The organism is Cyanobium sp. NIES-981, assembly GCF_900088535.1.
Classification (GTDB): Bacteria; Cyanobacteriota; Cyanobacteriia; order PCC-6307; family Cyanobiaceae; genus NIES-981.
Map to the genome: position 1 here is coordinate 2,200,696 of NZ_LT578417.1, position 15,942 is coordinate 2,216,637.

Genomic DNA, 15,942 nt, shown 5'->3' on the forward strand with positions numbered 1-15,942 from the left:
CCCCCAGACCCGAGCACCGGATGGCCGAGGAGCGCGGCAACGAACGCAACGGCGGCGATCCGGGCGGCGAGGGCCGGATCCAGCCGATCGCCCTGCATCAGGAGATGCAGCGCTCCTACCTCGAGTACGCGATGAGCGTGATCGTGGGACGGGCCCTTCCCGACGCCCGCGATGGCCTCAAACCGGTGCAGCGCCGCATCCTGTTTGCGATGCACGAGCTGGGCCTCACGCCGGACCGTCCCTACCGCAAGTGTGCCCGCGTCGTGGGGGATGTGCTCGGCAAGTACCACCCCCACGGTGATCAGGCCGTGTACGACGCGCTGGTGCGGCTGGTGCAGACCTTCGCCAGCCGCCATCCGCTGCTGGACGGCCACGGCAACTTCGGCTCGGTGGACGACGATCCACCGGCCGCCATGCGTTACACCGAGACGCGTCTGGCCCCGATCTCCCATGAGGCCCTGCTCGACGAGATCGGCAACGACACCGTCGACTTCGCCCCCAACTTCGACGGCTCCCAGCAGGAGCCCACCGTGCTGCCCGCCCAGTTGCCGTTCCTGCTGCTGAACGGCTGCACCGGCATTGCGGTGGGCATGGCCACCAACATCCCTCCCCACAACCTGGGCGAAGTGGTGGACGCCCTGATCGCCCTGATCCGCAAGCCTGACCTCAGCGACGAGAAGCTGTTCGCCCTGGTGCCCGGTCCCGACTTCCCCACCGGCGGCGAGGTGTTGCTGAGCAGCGGGGTGCGGGACACCTACCGGCTGGGCCGCGGCAGCATCCCGATGCGGGGGGTGGCCCACATCGAGGAGGTGCAGCCCGGCAAGGGCCGCCACCGGCGCAGCGCCGTGGTGATCACCGAGCTGCCCTATCAGCTCAGCAAGGCGGGCTGGATCGAGAAACTGGCCGAGCAGGTGAACGACGGCAAGATCGGCGGCATCGCCGACATCCGCGACGAATCCGACCGCGAGGGCATGCGGGTGGTGGTGGAGCTGCGGCGGGACGCCAACGCCGACACGGTGCTGGGCGAGCTGCAGCGCCGCACCGCCCTGCAGAGCAATTTCGGCGCCATCCTGCTGGCCCTGGTGAAGGGTCAGCCGGTGCAGCTGAGCCTGCGGCGCCTGCTGCAGGAGTTCCTCGACTACCGGGAACTCACCCTGATCCGGCGCACCCGCCACGCCCTGCGGCGCTGCGAGGACCGCCTGGAGGTGGTGGAGGGGCTGATCAAGGCCCTCGATGCCCTGCAGGAGGTGATCGCGATGATCACGGCGGCGGCCGATGCCGCCAGTGCCAGGGCGAGCCTTCAGGTGCACCTCGACCTGAGCGAGCGCCAGGCCGATGCGGTGCTGGCCATGCCCCTGCGCCGCCTCACCGGGCTGGAGCAGGAGAGTCTGCGGCAGGAATCCGAGGAGCTGCGCACGGAACGCACCCGGCTGCGCCACCTGCTGGACGACCGTGCCAGCCTGCTGGAGGCGATGGTGGCCGAGTTCCGGGCCCTCAAGAAGCGCTACGGCACCCCGCGCCGCACAAGGCTGGTGGAGGGAGGCGACGACCTGGTGGCCCAGCGGGCCGCCGCCTCCCGTCCCAACGCGGAACTGCAGCGCCAGCAGGCCCTGGACGCCCTGGCCAGCGACAGTCGCCTGCTGATCCAGGCCGACCGGGCCGTGAAGATCGTGACGCCCCAGGTGCTGGGCCGGCTCCATCTGGAGGAGGCCGCACCGCTGGGCGAGCATGCGGCCCCCGCCCAGCTGCTGCTCACCGTGGCCAGCCAGCCCCAGGTGCTGGCGTTCACCGGCGACGGCCGCGCGGCCGTGCTGCGCTGGGAGTTCGCCGGCCAGCAGCCCGGCGCCCTGGAACGGTTCCTGCCCGACAGCCTCGAGGGAGCCACGGTGATGCAGGTGCTGCCGCTGCGGGAGGGCGGCGACCCAGGCATGAGCATCGGACTCCTCAGCAGCGACGGCCGCTTCAAGCGCCTGCCCCTGGACGACCTGCGCGACCTCTCGGGCAGGGCCACCACCGTGCTCAAGCTCAAGGAAGGGGTGACCCTGCAGCGGGTGGTGCCCTGCCGCGACGGCGAGGAGCTGGTGGTGGCGAGCAGCACGGGCCGGATGCTGCGGCTGGAGGTGAATGAAGAGCAGGTTCCGCTGATGGGACGCACGGCCCAGGGTCCGGTGCTGATGCGCCTGTTGCCCGATGAACAGATCGTGGGGGCAGCCTGTGTGCCCGCCTCAGGGTCCGTGCTGGTGGCCAGTCGTCAGGGGTTGGTCAAGAAGCTGGCGGTGCAGAGCCTGCGGCGCTGCCAGCGGGGGGATCTGGGCCAGATCGGCATCCGGTTCAGCCAGCGGGGGGATGCCCTGGTGGCCCTCAGCAGTGGCCAGCATCCCCTGGTGGCGGTGCTGGTCGGTGATAACCGCAGTGCCCGCCTGAGCAGCGAGAGCCTGGCCCCGGAAGATGCCAATGGCAGCGGCCTCTGCCTCGACCTGCGATCGGGCGAAAGCGTGCGGGATCTGGTGCCGCTGCTGAGCTGAGGTGAGTGAGCTGAGGGCGACGCCTCAGCGCACGCTCGCGGCAATGCCGGCGGGCTCGAGCATCAGCTTGCTGGAGCGCACGTCCTCATCCATGTCGATGGGGTACTGGCCATCGAAGCAGGCTGTGCAGAAGTGGGAGGAATTGGCCTGGGCGGCCTCCACCATGCCCTCCTTGCTGAGGTAGGCGAGGGAATCCACACCGAGGTGGGCCGTGATCTCCTCCAGGGTGAGCCGGGCGGCGATCAGATGGTCCTGGCTGTCGGTATCGATGCCGTAGAAGCAGGGATGGGTGACGGCGGGGGAACTGATCCGCATGTGCACCTCCCGGGCCCCCGCCTCCCGCAGGGCCGCCACGAGCTTGCGGCTGGTGGTGCCGCGCACGATCGAGTCGTCGATCACCACCACCCGCTGGCCGGCCAGCACATCCGGCAGGGGGTTGAGCTTCACGCGGATGCCCGCCTCCCGCATCGCCTGGGTGGGCTGGATGAAGGTGCGGCCCACGTAGCGGTTCTTGATCAGGCCGTCGGCGTAGTGGATGCCGCTCACCTGGGAGAAACCGATGGCGGCCGGGATGCCGGAGTCGGGCACGCCGATCACGATGTCGGCCTCCACCGGAGTTTCGCGGGCCAGCACCTCACCGATCCGCACCCGGTAGCTGTAGAGCGACTCGCCGAAGAAGCGGCTGTCGGGGCGGGCGAAGTAGATCATCTCGAACACGCACAACTTGGCCGGTTCGTCGCACCAGCGGCTGCGCAGGGGCGAGGGTTCTCCCTGCACGAAGCGGATGATCTCCCCGGGCTGCACGTCGTCTTCGTAGGTGGCACCGATGATGTCGAGGCCACAGGTCTCGCTGCTCACCACCCACTGGGCCTGGCCCGGTTCCCCCAGGTGGCCGAACACCAGGGGGCGGATGCCGTGGCCATCCCGCAGGGCGAACAGGGCACCCGGGGTGCCGATCACCAGGCTGAAGGCTCCCCGGCACAGCCCGGCGGCCTCCCGGATGGCGGCCTCCCAGTCGCCGCCGGCATCGACGGCGCGCTGCAGCGCGAAGGCGATCAGCTCCGAATCGGTGGTGGAGGTGAGCTCGCTGGCGATGGCGCCAAGGTCTTGCCGCAGCTGGGCCGCATTCACCAGGTTGCCGTTGTGGGCCAGGGCGAAGGGACCGAGCCGGGTGTTGAGCACCACGGGCTGGGCATTGCACACCTTGCTGCTGCCGGTGGTGGAGTAGCGGTTGTGGCCGATGGCCAGGTCGCCCGGCATCCGCTCCAGCACCTCCTGGTCGAACACCTGGCTCACCAGGCCCATGTCCTTGTGGAGCCGCACGTGCTGCTCGGAATCGAACACGGCGATGCCGGCCGACTCCTGGCCCCGGTGCTGCAGGGCGTAGAGGCCGAAATAGGTGAGGTTGGCCACCTGCTGGCCGGGCGCCAGCACCGCGTAGACCCCGCAGGCCTCCTCGGGCTTGTCGGGCCGCTCCAGCGACGTTGAAGGAGTGGACGAGGGCGCGTGGGCGGGCTCCGGATGCACTACCAGCACAAGCCCATCACCACAGACATCGGACCATCATTCTGCACCAGGGCTGCGGTCAGACCGTGGGGGGGAGATCCACCCCCATGCGGCGCGGGATGGCCTGCTCGAACCGCTCCCGCAGATCCGCAACCGGCAGGCGGAGCAGGTTCCCACCGCCGTGGGCGATGGTCAGGAGGGGCTCGGCGCTCACGGCACCCAGCCGCTGGGCCGGCACGGCCGGGCCGGCGTCGGCGAGGGCCTGCTCCCAGGCCGCGGCCTGGGGCGCGGCCACACTCACCAGCAGGCGGGCGCCCCCCTCGGCGAACAGCAGCCGGTCGATCCGGCCAGCCGCGGGCGCCAGCTCGACAGCGGCCCCCAGCCCGGAGGCGATGCAGCACTCGGCCAGGGCCACCGCCAGGCCGCCATCGCTGAGGTCGTGGGCGCTGCCCACCAGGCCGGCCGTGATCGCCTGGCGCAGAAAGGCCTGCACCCGCCCTTCGAGCTGCAGGTCGGTGCGGGGCGGCCGGCCGGTGGTGAGGCCGTGCAGGCAGGCCAGATAGCTGCTCCCGGCCAGGCCGACGCGATCGTCCGGGGCGGAAGATTCCGGACCGGGGACAGCGGGTGCCAGCGGCAGGCCCAGCAGCCAGATGGCATCGCCGCTCTGGCGCCAGGCCAGGCCGCACACCTGCCGGATGTCCTGCACCAGGCCCACCATCCCCACCACCGGGGTGGGGTGGATGGGCTGCATGGAGCCGTCCGGCAGCCGGGTCTCGTTGTAGAGGGAGACGTTGCCGCCCGTGACCGGAGTGCCGAGTGCCCGGCAGGCCTCCGACAGGCCGCGGCAGGCCATCGCCAGCTGCCAGTAGCCGGTGGGGGTCTCAGGCGAGGGGAAGTTGAGGTTGTCCGTGATCGCCAGGGGCTCGGCGCCGACGCAGCTCAGGTTGCGGGCGGCCTCGGCCACCGCCGCCATGCCTCCCCGCTCGGGATCCAGGGCCACCCAGCGGTTGGGGCAGTCCACCACCGCCGCCACGCCGCGGTGAACCGCCGTGAGGGACCCCTCCCCCTGCTGGGGCCGCAGCCGCACCACCGCCGCATCCGCCCCTCCCGGCGGCACCACGGTGTTGGCCTGCACCTGGTGGTCGTACTGGCGGTACACCCAGCGCTTGGAGGCGATGGTGGGGTCATCCAGCAGGGCCAGCAGCACCTCGTTCCAGCTGGTGGGCTGGCCGGCCCGCTCACCCGTGGCCGGGGTGATGCCCGCAGGCCCGGCGGCGGGCAGATCCTCCTCGTTCCAGCGCCAGTGGGCCTGGATCGCGGCGGGGGGCTCGCTCAGCAGCGTGTGCTGGTTGATCGGGGTGTCGTCCGCCAGGGCGCTGGCGGGCACCTCGGCCGCCACCACACCGTTCTGCAGCACCCGCACCACGTTCTCCTCCAGCACGCGGCCCACCACGGCGGCCTGCAGGCCCCAGCGGGTGAAGCGCACCATCAGCGCCTGCTCCCGGCCGGGCTTCACCACGAACAGCATCCGCTCCTGGGACTCGCTGAGCAGGAATTCGTAGGGGGTCATGCCGGCCTCACGGGCGGGCACCCGGTCGAGATCCAGCTCGATGCCGAGGCCCCCCTTGGCGGCCATCTCCGAGCAGCTGCAGGTGAGGCCGGCGGCGCCCATGTCCTGGGCGGCCACCACGTCGCCGCTCTGAAAGGCCTCGAGGCAGGCCTCGATCAGGCCCTTTTCGAGGAAGGGATCGCCCACCTGCACGGCGGGGCGGTCATCCAGGGAGGCCTCGGTGAGCTCGGCGCTGGCGAAGCTGGCGCCGCCCATGCCGTCGCGGCCGGTGGTGCTGCCCACGTACACCACCGGATAGCCCACCCCCTCGGCGCCGGAGCAGACGATCTGCTCGGTCTCCATCAGCCCCAGGGCCATGGCGTTCACCAGCGGGTTGCCGGAGTAGCTGGGGTCGAAGGCCACCTCGCCGCCCACGGTGGGCACACCCACGCAGTTGCCGTAGTGGGCGATGCCGGCCACCACCCCCTCCATCAGGCCCACGTTGCGCTCGTCGTCGAGGGGCCCGAAGCGCAGGGCGTTGAGCAGGGCGATCGGCCGGGCGCCCATGGTGAAGATGTCGCGCAGGATGCCGCCCACGCCCGTGGCCGCCCCCTGGAAGGGCTCCACCGCCGAGGGGTGGTTGTGGCTCTCGATCTTGAAGGCGAGGCGCTGGCCCTCGCCCAGGTCCACCACGCCGGCGTTCTCGCCGGGGCCCACCAGGATGCGCGGGCCGCTGGTGGGGAACTGGCTCAGCAGGGGGCGCGAATTGCGGTAGCAGCAGTGCTCCGACCACATCACCCCGAACATCCCCAGTTCCGCCCGGTTGGGGGCGCGGCCGAGGCGGCGGCAGATCTCGTCGTAGTCGGCCTGGCTCAGGCCTTCCTTGCGCAGGGCGGCGCTCACGTCGTCGTCGGGAACCGCGTTGTTGAGGCCTGCCACCACAGCCAGGAGGGTTCAGCAGCGTCCAGTGTGGCTGAGCCGCCGCCGGCGACCCGGCCAGCAGCTCAGATCCAGGGATCATCGCTGCCGGCCGGGGCCGCCCGCCGCAGGCGAGGCTCCCGGTCGCCGGGCTCCGGTGGCGCCTCGGCTGCGTCCTGGTCCCACCCGTCGTCGTCGGGATCCTGGTGGTCTGGGGAGCGCTGGAACGCCTCCCAGGGCTCCTCCCAGGGTTCGGGGTCCAGGCCAGGCTCCGCGGCTGGCATGGGATCGAAGTCGTCGTCGCCGTCATCCCATCGCTGCCGCGGCGGCGGGTCCCCGTCGGGGCCTTCCCAGGGCGGTTCCTCGAGCCAGCCCTCCACCCGCTCCTCGAAGCGGCCGCCGGCCTGCTGGAACTGCTCCCGCAGGCGGCTGGTCTCCTCCTGCATCTGGTCACGCCAGCGGCGGGAGCGCCGCAGGAACTCCTGACGCACGCTGGCCCTGGCCAGGGGCAGGTCGTCGAGACCCTCCAGGGCCGTGAACACCTGGCCGGGCTGCTGGTCCACGATCCGATCCGGGCTGAGGCGCCAACGGCTGCTGCCCGGCAGCCGGGGGTCGCTGCGGCTCACCAGGTAGTGGCGGATCCTGCCGGTGGCCAGCTCGATGGCGGCATCGGCGAGCGTGCCGATCGGCTGGCGCCGGACGTCCAGCAGGGAGGCCTCGATCAAGGTGGGCAGGCGTTCGATGGTCTCCTGGTCGGTCTCGGCGGGATCCCCCTTCACCAGGGCCTCCAGCTCCAGCAGCCCGCGCAGCTGATCCAGCCGCCACACCAGCCGGCGGGTGCCGAAGGCCGAGGGCCTGGTGACCCAGCCCAGCACCCGATGCACCGGCGGGTGCATCCACACCATCACGCCGGCACCGCGTTCCAGGCCCTTCTGGCAGCGCACCCGGCGCCGCAGCAGATCGCTCAGCAGGAGTTGCTCGGGGAGCCCCACGGTGGTCAGCTGCGGATCTGCACCGGCATCACCAGGTAGGTGAATCCGGAGGCGTCGCTGGGGCGCAGCACGGCCGGGGTGGTGGGGGCATTGCAGTGCAGCACCACCTGCTCGGAGGCCATCGCCTTGAGGCCGTCGAGCAGGTAGCGCACGTTGAACGCGATCTGCAGGGGGTCGCCCTCGATCGTGGCCGGAACCGACTCCGAGCCCCGGCCCACGTCCTGGGCATCCGCCTGCACCTGGAGGGTGCCGCTGGCCGGATCGGCGGTGATCTTCACCACGTTGTTGTGCTGGTCCGCCAGCACCGCCACGCGCTCCAGGGCGGCGACCAGGGCCCGGCGGTCGGCACTGATGCTGCGGCCGAAGCTGTCGGGGATGAGCTGGGGGTAGTTGGGGTAGGTGCCGTCAAGGCTGCGGCTGGTGAGCACCTGGTCCGCCCAGAGGAACACCACCTGACCCCGCTCGCAGAACAGGCTGAGGGGCTCGTCGGACTGCCGGCTCGAGAGCAGCCGTTCCAGTTCCCGCAGCGACCGGGCCGGCACGGTGACGGCGAAGGGCTCACCGGCCCCCTCCCCCGCTTCGGAATCGGCCTCGGAAGCGCCCGCCGAGTCGGGCTCGGCAGGTCCCGTGCCATGGGCGAGCTTGAGCACGGCGAGGCGATGGCCGTCGGTGGCCGCGCACTCGAGGGCCCCGGCATCCAGGCGCAGGTGCACGCCGGTGAGCAGCTGCTTGGCCTCATCGCCGCTGCTGGCGAACAGGGTGGCCCGCAGCCCTTTGACCAGGGCCTCGGCGTCGAGCCGGATCGGCTGACCGCTCTGCACCAGGGGCAGGTCGGGGAAGTCTTCGGCCGGCATGCCCCGCATCTGGTAGTTGCCGGAGAGGCTGATCAGATCCACCTGTTCGGCATTGTCCGGGCACTGAATGGTGATCGGCCCTTCCGCGGACAGGCGCGACACGATCTCGCCGAACAGCCTGGCCGGCAACGTGATGGCGCCGCTGGACTCCACGGTGGCGGCCAGACTCGTCTGGATGCCAAGGCTGAGGTCGAAACCGGTGAGGCTGAGCCGGCCGGTACCGGCGTCGGCTGTGAGCAGCACGTTCGCGAGCACCGGGTGGGTGGGGCGTGACGCCACGGCACGGCTGACCAGTTGGAGGCTGGCGCTGAGTTCTGTCTGAGAGCAGACCAGCTTCATGGCGAGCGGTGCCGTCGGAGGGAACGGATTGGGGGCTTCCACGCTTCCACAGCCCGGCCCAATGCGCAACGGCGGTGATCCGGCGGCATCCGGCCCTCCTGTCCCGGATCAAAAGAAACAGAAGAAGAGAAAGCAATCCGTAGCCGTAGAGCCTGAGGAAACTGAGGAAAACGGCCGAGCAGGCCTCTCCCTGTCGGGATCTGCGCCGCTCCAGCCTGAGGAACCCGATCCGCCCGATGGGGAGAGCCGGGCGTTTTCCTCCGTTTCCCGGTCCTGAGGAAAAAGGTCGTCGTGGCAGAGGGGCTGGTTGTGCTGGAGATTCCCACCGGATGGCCCAGGGTTTTGCGGAGGTTTCCGGCAGACACCTGCGTGATCGTCCTCGGCGCAACGCCATGAAAAAGCCCCCGGCAGAGGCCGGGGGCGAGGGGGCTGCAGGGGGAGGAGGCGGTGACCTCCGGCTCAGAAGCCCATCACGGCGGCCACCTTGGCCGTGTCGGCCTCCAGGCCGGTGTGGAAATGGGCGTCGTTGTGTTCGATGGCCGTGGCCGGGTCCTTCAGGCCATTGCCGGTGAGCACACACACCACCGTGGCCCCTGCCGGCACCTCCGCCCGGCGCTTGAGCAGGCCGGCCACCGAAGCGGCGCTGGCCGGCTCACAGAACACCCCCTCCTCACTGCCCAGCAGCTTGTAGGCCTCGATGATCTCCGCATCGGTCACGGCCATGAAGCCCCCGCCGCTCTCCGCTTCCACCTTCAGGGCGTTGTCGCGGTTCACGGGGTTGCCGATGCGGATGGCCGTGGCGATGGTGTCGGGCTGCTCCACCGTGTGGCCCAGCACCAGGGGAGCTGAACCCGCGGCCTGGAAACCCAGCATGCGCGGCAGCCGCGAGCTGCGGCCGGCCTGGCGGTACTCGTTGAAGCCCATCCAGTAGGCGGTGATGTTGCCGGCGTTGCCGACCGGGATGCAGAGCCAGTCCGGTGCCTCCCCGAGGGCATCCACCACCTCGAAGGCCGCGGTCTTCTGGCCCTGCAGGCGGTAGGGGTTCACCGAGTTCACCAGGGTGACCGGGTACTGGTTGGCCACCTCCTGCACGATCGCCAGGGCCCGGTCGAAATTGCCCTGGATGGCGATCACCTCGGCGCCGTAGAGCAGGGCCTGGGCCAGCTTGCCCTGGGCCACATAGCCATCGGGAATCAGCACGAAGGCCCGCATGCCGCCGCGCCGGGCGTAGGCCGCCGCGGCCGCCGAGGTGTTGCCGGTGCTGGCGCAGATCACGGCCTCGGAGCCCTCCTCCCGGGCCTTGGAGATGGCCATGGTCATGCCCCGGTCCTTGAAGGAGCCGGTGGGGTTGAGGCCGTCGTACTTGAGGAACACCTTCACCCCATTGCCGATCCGCGCGGCGATGGCGGGGCTCGGGATCAGGGGTGTCGCCCCCTCCCGCAGGGTGATCACCGGCGTGTTGGCCGTCACGGGAAGCCACGACCGGTACGCCTCGATCAGACCCGGCCAGTCCTGCATCACAGGACCGCCGAAGCCAGGCCCCAAGCCCAGGCGTCGCAGGGATTGGAGCAGGGGCAAGGGGGCAGGGGGTGGCTAGAGCGAATCTACGGCTCGGCAGCGGGCGCCGTGCCGGCGGCGGGGGGCTTCGGGGCTGCCTCGCCGTTGCTGCCCCGCAGCCCATCGAGGGGGGATTCCGAGAAGAACCGCACCAGCTCGGTGATCGAGCTGGCCTTCTGCATCACGGCCAGCAGGGCCGGGATGTTCACTTCCAGCTCCTGGGTGGGATAGGCCCGCAGAAAGCCGATCGCCGAGAGGGATCCATTGCCGTTGGCCAGGCCCACGATCAGGGCGGAGCGCAACGCCGGGATGCCCTGGTTGCGGGCTTTGAGCGGGTAGGCCACCTGGGCGAGGCGCTGCAGCACCGCCTCACCGATGCGGGTGTTGAGCAGCCGGCTCACCAGCGTGATCGGCAGGCTGATCGACTGATTCAGCAGCGAGGCGACGGTCTTCGGGTCCTGATTGCTGAAGCGGAGCACGTCGGTGAGCAGGCCGCGGGACTCCCCGGTGGTGGCCAGGTGCTCGAGATCGGCGACGGAGAGCGAGCGCCGGAATGCCCCGCTCACGAACACCAGGTTTTCGGCGGCGATGGCGGCGGGGGAACCCAGGCTGAGGCCGAGGCCCATCAGTGCCGCCAGCACCCGGTTGCAGAGGGAGCGTGATGCCATCGGCTCACCCTAGGGGCATTTCAGCCGGGGGCCACAGCCGTCCGGGGCAGGGATCCCGGTGGCACCATCACATCCCGCAGCAGCCGCACCACGCCCCGTTCCGCCAGGCCCTTGGCCAGGTCGAGGCCCATGCGCCGCAGCTCGGGCTCGCCGAGCACCCGCGGCAGGCGGCTCAGCAGCAGCTGGGGTTCAAAGCCCGGCAGGGCCTGCAGGATCGCCACCAGCTGCTGGAGCGGGGCGAGGTCGAGCAGGGGTTCGCTGCTGCGCAGCAGCGCGCGCTGGCGCAGTCCAGGCGGCTGCAGCCGTTCGGGCAGGCGCTTGCCGAGCCGCAGGGTGGTTTCCCAGGCCAGCCCATCGAGCTTCTCCACCAGGGCGTCCACCAGCTGCTGGCGCAGCATGCCGCCGTTGGGGGAGAAGAGGAAATCGAGCACCTGATCCAGCAGGCTCTCGAGATCGAGATCCGAACCCTGGGAGGCGCTGGCGATGAGGTTGTCGAGCCGCTGCCAGCGGAAGATCTCGCCATCGAAGAGCATCTCCTTGAGGCTCTCCCGCAGGCTCGGATCGGGGTCCTCCATCAGCCGCCGGGCGAAGTAGGGGTAGGCCGCGCCGAGGATCTTGAAGTCCGGGTCCACGCTCAGGGCGATGCCCTCGAGCGTCACCAGCGAGCGGATGATCAGGGCGTAATAGGGCGGCACCTGGAAGGGGAACCGGTACATCACCCCGGAGAGGTCGTCCGTGACGGCCTTGAAGTCCATCCGGCTCACGCCCATCTCCAGGGCCTGGCCGAAGACGCTCTCGAAGGCCGGAACGATCGGTTCGAGGTCCACGTCCTCCGCCAGAAAACCCAGGCTCACGAAATCCCTGGACAGGCGCGAGAAGTTGCGGTTCACCAGGTGCACCACCGCCTGGATCAGGCCGGTGCGGGCCTCACGGCTCACCGAACTCATCATGCCGAAGTCGAGATAGGCGAGACGGCCATCCGGCAGGGCCAGCAGGTTGCCGGGATGGGGATCGGCATGGAAGAAGCCGTGCTCGAGCAGCTGCTGCAGGCTGCAGTTCACCCCCACCTCCACCATGTCGTCGGGGTCGATGCCGATGGCCCGCACGGCCTCGAGGTTGGTGAGCTTCACCCCGTCCATCCACTCCATCGTGAGCACCCGGCGGCTGGTGGCCTGGTGGTGGATGCGGGGCACGGCGATGCGCGGATTGTGCCGGTGCAGCGCCGCGAAGCGCTCGGCATTGCTCGCCTCGTTGAAGTAATCCATCTCCTCGAACACCCGCTGGCCCAGCTCATCGATCAGGGCCACCAGATCGCTGCGGATCAGCCCCACGTTGCGGTTGATCCAGCTGGCGATGTTCCGCACGATGTACAGATCCAGGGTGATCTGCTCCCGCAGGCCGGGGCGCTGCACCTTCACGGCCACCGCTTCGCCGCTGCGCAGCCTGCCGCGGTGCACCTGGCCCAGGGAGGCCGCCGAGATCGGCTCCCGATCCAGCTCCGCGAAGATCGCCGCCACCGGCGCGCCGAGATCCTCCTCGATGCAGGCCATGGCCAGGGCCGGATCGAAGCCGGGCAGCTGGTCCTGCAGCTGGGCCAGCTCCTCGAGCAGCAGGGGCGGCACGATGTCGGGCCGGGTGGAGAGGGCCTGGCCGGCCTTGATGAAGGCCGGACCCAGGGAGGCGATCAGATCGGCGGCCTCCTTCGCCCGGGCCCGGGCCCGGGCGGGTGTGCTGAGCTGCCCGAGCAGCCAGTCGAACCCAACCCCGATCAGGTAGAGGCTGATCGGCATCAGCGTCTGCCAGAGCCGGCGGATCAGCCGCTGGGGGTGGCCGGCATAGATCCGTCGGATCGCCACCGGGTCGTAGCTCAGCAGCCCGGAGGCTTCGATGAAGTCGCTGAGTTCGTTCCGGCCGGCACCAGCCGGCGGCTGGCCCGGGGAAGCGGTGGCGGGTGCTTCGGTGGTGCGCGTGGCGTTGGCGCTCGCGTCGAGAGCGACCGATTCAGCCGCGGCTGAGCCGGTCGCAGTTGGGTCGGCTGCGGTTGAATCGGTCGGGGTGGAGTCGGCCGGGGCTGCCCCGCGCGCCGGCGCGATGGCCGCCTCGCCCTGCACGGCCTGGCGCATCGCTGCAGCGGCCTGCTCAAGCGCGGTGGTGGAAGCGGATTCAGGCGGACGGCTCACCATGGCTTGCGATGTGCCGCAGGTGGGAGATCCCCTTCTAAAGCAAACAGACAGCCGCTACGGTCGGCGCGACCGCCGGAGGCTGCGTGCTCACGGCCCTGCGCCTCGAGAACATCGTCCTGATCGAGCGGCTGGAGCTCACGTTCAGCTCCGGCTTCACCGTGCTCACCGGTGAGACCGGCGCGGGGAAATCGATTCTTCTGGACGCCCTCGACGCCCTTCTGGGCGGCTTTCCCGGCGGGGCTGCGGCGCGGCTGCTGCGCCAGGGTGCCGGCAGCGGCCGCATCGAGGCCAGCTTCACGCTCTCGCCGCCGCTGGAGCGCTGGCTCGTCGACCAGCAGCTCGAGGATGCTCCGCTCGAGGAGGGCACCCTGGTGCTGGCCCGGGACTGGCGCCTGAGCGAGGGACGCCTCACCAGCCGCCACCGCCTCAACGGCGTCAGCATCAACCGGACCCAGCTGCTGGAGTTGCGCCCCCTGTTGCTGGATCTCACCGTGCAGGGCCAGACCCAGCACCTGGCCCGGGCCGGCCAGCAGCGGCGCTGGCTGGATCGCTCCGGTGGTGAGGCCCTGGAGGAAGCCCTGGCCTGCGCGGCCCGCGCCTGGGGGGCGTGGAAGCAGGCCGCCGCCGCCCTGCAGCAGGCCCGGGCGGCCCTGGATCAGCTCCAGCGGCAACGGGCCGACCAGGAGGAGTGCCTGGCGGAGCTGGAGGCGGCTGGCCTCGACGATCCCCAGGAGCGGCTGCGGCTGCAGCAGGAGCAGGACCGGCTCGCCCATGGCGTGCGGTTGCAGGAGGGCGTGGCCGTGCTGCTGGGCCGGCTGGTGGAGGGGGCCGAGGGGGCTCCCTCCGTGCTCGATCACCTGGCGGCCTGCGAGCCGGAGTGGCAGGCCATGCGGCACTGCGATGGCTCGGTGGCGGCCCTGCAGGAGCGGGCGGCGGAGGTGCTGGCGCTGCTGCAGGACCTGGTGCGCGACCTCGACCGCTACGGCGCCGGCCTGGAGAGCGACCCCGAGACCCTGGCGGCCCTGCAGGCGCGGATGCAGCAGCTCAAGCTGCTGGAGCGACGCCACGGCCGCGATCTGGCGGAGCTGATCGCCCTGCGCGACCAGCTCCGCCAGCAGCTGGCTCCCGGCGGGCTGCAGGCTTCCGTGCAGGAACTGGAGCAGCGGGAGGAGGAGGCGCGGCGGCAGCGGGACGCGGCGAACGCGGCCCTGACGGCCCTGCGCCGCGAGGCGGCCGGCCGCCTCGACGCCCGGATGCTCGACGCCCTGCGGCCGATGGGGCTGGCCAACGTGCGCTTCCAGGTGCGGATCGCTCCAGCCGAGCCGGGCGAGGAGGGCGCCGACGCCGTGGAGTTCCTCTTCTCGGCCAACCCCGGCCAGCCCCTGGCGCCCCTGGCGGAGGTGGCTTCCGGCGGGGAGATGAGTCGCTTCCTGCTGGCGCTGAAGACCTGCCTGGCGGCGGCCGACCCGCACGTGACCCTGCTGTTCGATGAGATCGACTCCGGCGTGAGCGGCCGGGTGAGCGGGGCGATGGCCACCCTGCTGCGGCGCCTCGCCGCCCGGCGCCAGGTGTTCTGCGTGACCCACCAACCCCTTGTGGCGGCTGCGGCGGACCACCATTTCCAGGTGTCCAAGCAGGTGGTGGCCGGCATGACCCACACGCGAGTGTCCCAACTGCGGGACACTCGGGCGCGCCAGGCCGAGCTGGCGGAGCTGGCCGGGGGCGACCACGGCGAGGCGCGCAGCTATGCGGCCAGCCTGCTGGAGAAGCGAGCCGCGGAGTCCGGCTGAGCCGCGCCGCGTCGCACCGGAGCGGCGGTGCCCACCGATCCCGTTGATGTTCTTTACATTCGGGTTTGCCGCTGTGGCCCCCGTGCCCTGGACCGCCGCCGACATCCCCGACCAGTCCGGTCGCCTTGCCCTCGTGACCGGGGCCAGCAGCGGGCTCGGCTTCGAGACGGCCCGGGCCCTGGTGGCGCGGGGGGCCACCGTGCTGCTCGGCTGCCGTTCCCGGGCCAGGGCCGAGCAGGCCCGCCAGGCCCTGCTCCCCTCCGTGGCCGCCGGCGGCGCCGTGGATCTGCTCGATCTCGACCTCGCCGATCTGGCGGCGGTGGTGCGCGCTGCCCGCACCGTGGAGGAGCGCTACGGGCGCCTCGATCTGCTGGTGAACAATGCCGGTGTGATGGGCCTGCCCCGCGCCCTCACCCGCGATGGCTTCGAGCTGCAGTTCGGCATCAATCACCTGGGCCATTTCGCCCTCACCCAGGCGTTGCTGCCGCTGCTGCGTGCCCGGCCGGGAGCGCGCGTGGTCACCGTGACCTCCGGCGCCCAGTACTTCGGCCGCATCGCCTTCGACGATCTGCAGGGAGAGCGCCGCTACGACCGCTGGCAGGCCTACGGCCAGAGCAAGCTGGCCAATGTGATGTTCGCGCTCGAGCTGCAGCAGCGGCTCGATGCCGAGCAGGCCGGCGTGCTCTCCCTGGCGGCCCATCCAGGCGTGGCCCGCACCAACCTTCAGCCCGCCTCGGTGGCGGCCAGCGGCTCCTGGTTCGAGCCCATCGCCTACCGGCTGATGGGCCCCCTGTTCCAGAGCGCAGCGATGGGTGCCCTGCCCCAGCTCTATGCCGCCACGGCGCCTTCGGCCAGCCCCGGGGGCCACTACGGTCCGGATCAGTGGGGCGGCATGCGGGGCTGGCCGAAGGCCGTGCCGGTGGCCCCCCCGGCCCGGGATCCGGAGCAGCGCCAGCGCCTCTGGCAGAGCAGTGAGGAGCTCTGCGCGGCAGCCCTTGAACGCTCCACGGGCCGTCCGGCATCGGCAGCACAGCCTGTCCTCTCCCCCCACCTAGCCTGAG

General features: G+C 71.1%; 10 protein-coding genes. 3 read left to right on the forward strand and 7 right to left on the reverse strand.

What is annotated here, in order from left to right; translation table 11 throughout:
- Positions 1 to 20 precede the first annotated feature (20 nt).
- Complete coding sequence (locus CBM981_RS11160; protein WP_087068466.1) at positions 21 to 2,525, forward strand: DNA topoisomerase (ATP-hydrolyzing) subunit A; 2,505 nt, start codon at positions 21 to 23, stop codon at positions 2,523 to 2,525.
- A 24-nt stretch (positions 2,526 to 2,549) separates the two neighbouring features.
- On the opposite strand, the gene purF is transcribed toward CBM981_RS11160, so the two are convergent.
- The 7 genes from purF to CBM981_RS11195 all read right to left on the reverse strand — a co-directional run bounded on the left by purF (position 2,550) and on the right by CBM981_RS11195 (position 13,091).
- A complete protein-coding gene (gene purF, locus CBM981_RS11165; RefSeq protein WP_087068467.1) occupies positions 2,550 to 4,061 on the reverse strand; it encodes an amidophosphoribosyltransferase in 1,512 nt (503 codons plus the stop codon).
- Between the two features lie 49 nt (positions 4,062 to 4,110).
- On the reverse strand, positions 4,111 to 6,522 hold the full coding sequence (gene purL / locus CBM981_RS11170) for a phosphoribosylformylglycinamidine synthase subunit PurL (protein WP_369801611.1): 2,412 nt from the start codon (positions 6,520 to 6,522) through the stop codon (positions 4,111 to 4,113).
- A 62-nt stretch (positions 6,523 to 6,584) separates the two neighbouring features.
- Entirely contained in the window at positions 6,585 to 7,490 is a 906-nt protein-coding gene (locus CBM981_RS11175) for an RNA methyltransferase (protein WP_087068468.1), read from the reverse strand.
- Between the two features lie 5 nt (positions 7,491 to 7,495).
- Positions 7,496 to 8,683, reverse strand: a complete 1,188-nt coding sequence (gene dnaN / locus CBM981_RS11180; RefSeq protein WP_087068469.1) for a DNA polymerase III subunit beta — start codon at positions 8,681 to 8,683, stop codon at positions 7,496 to 7,498.
- Positions 8,684 to 9,142: 459 nt separating this feature from the next.
- Entirely contained in the window at positions 9,143 to 10,201 is a 1,059-nt protein-coding gene (gene thrC / locus CBM981_RS11185) for a threonine synthase (protein WP_087069371.1), read from the reverse strand.
- Positions 10,202 to 10,287: 86 nt separating this feature from the next.
- The gene (locus CBM981_RS11190) at positions 10,288 to 10,908 is read right to left on the reverse strand and encodes an alpha/beta hydrolase (protein WP_087068470.1); all 621 of its coding nucleotides are present in this window, start codon (positions 10,906 to 10,908) and stop codon (positions 10,288 to 10,290) included.
- A gap of 20 nt (positions 10,909 to 10,928) precedes the next feature.
- On the reverse strand, positions 10,929 to 13,091 hold the full coding sequence (locus CBM981_RS11195; protein ID WP_225867365.1) for an AarF/ABC1/UbiB kinase family protein: 2,163 nt from the start codon (positions 13,089 to 13,091) through the stop codon (positions 10,929 to 10,931).
- Between the two features lie 83 nt (positions 13,092 to 13,174).
- On the opposite strand from CBM981_RS11195, the gene recN reads away from it, so the two are divergent.
- Both recN and CBM981_RS11205 read left to right on the forward strand, forming a co-directional pair.
- A complete protein-coding gene (gene recN / locus CBM981_RS11200; protein WP_087068471.1) occupies positions 13,175 to 14,881 on the forward strand; it encodes a DNA repair protein RecN in 1,707 nt (568 codons plus the stop codon).
- 82 nt (positions 14,882 to 14,963) lie between these two features.
- Positions 14,964 to 15,941, forward strand: coding sequence for an oxidoreductase (locus CBM981_RS11205; protein ID WP_225867366.1), 978 nt, complete (start codon positions 14,964 to 14,966; stop codon positions 15,939 to 15,941).
- Position 15,942: the final 1 nt, after the last annotated feature.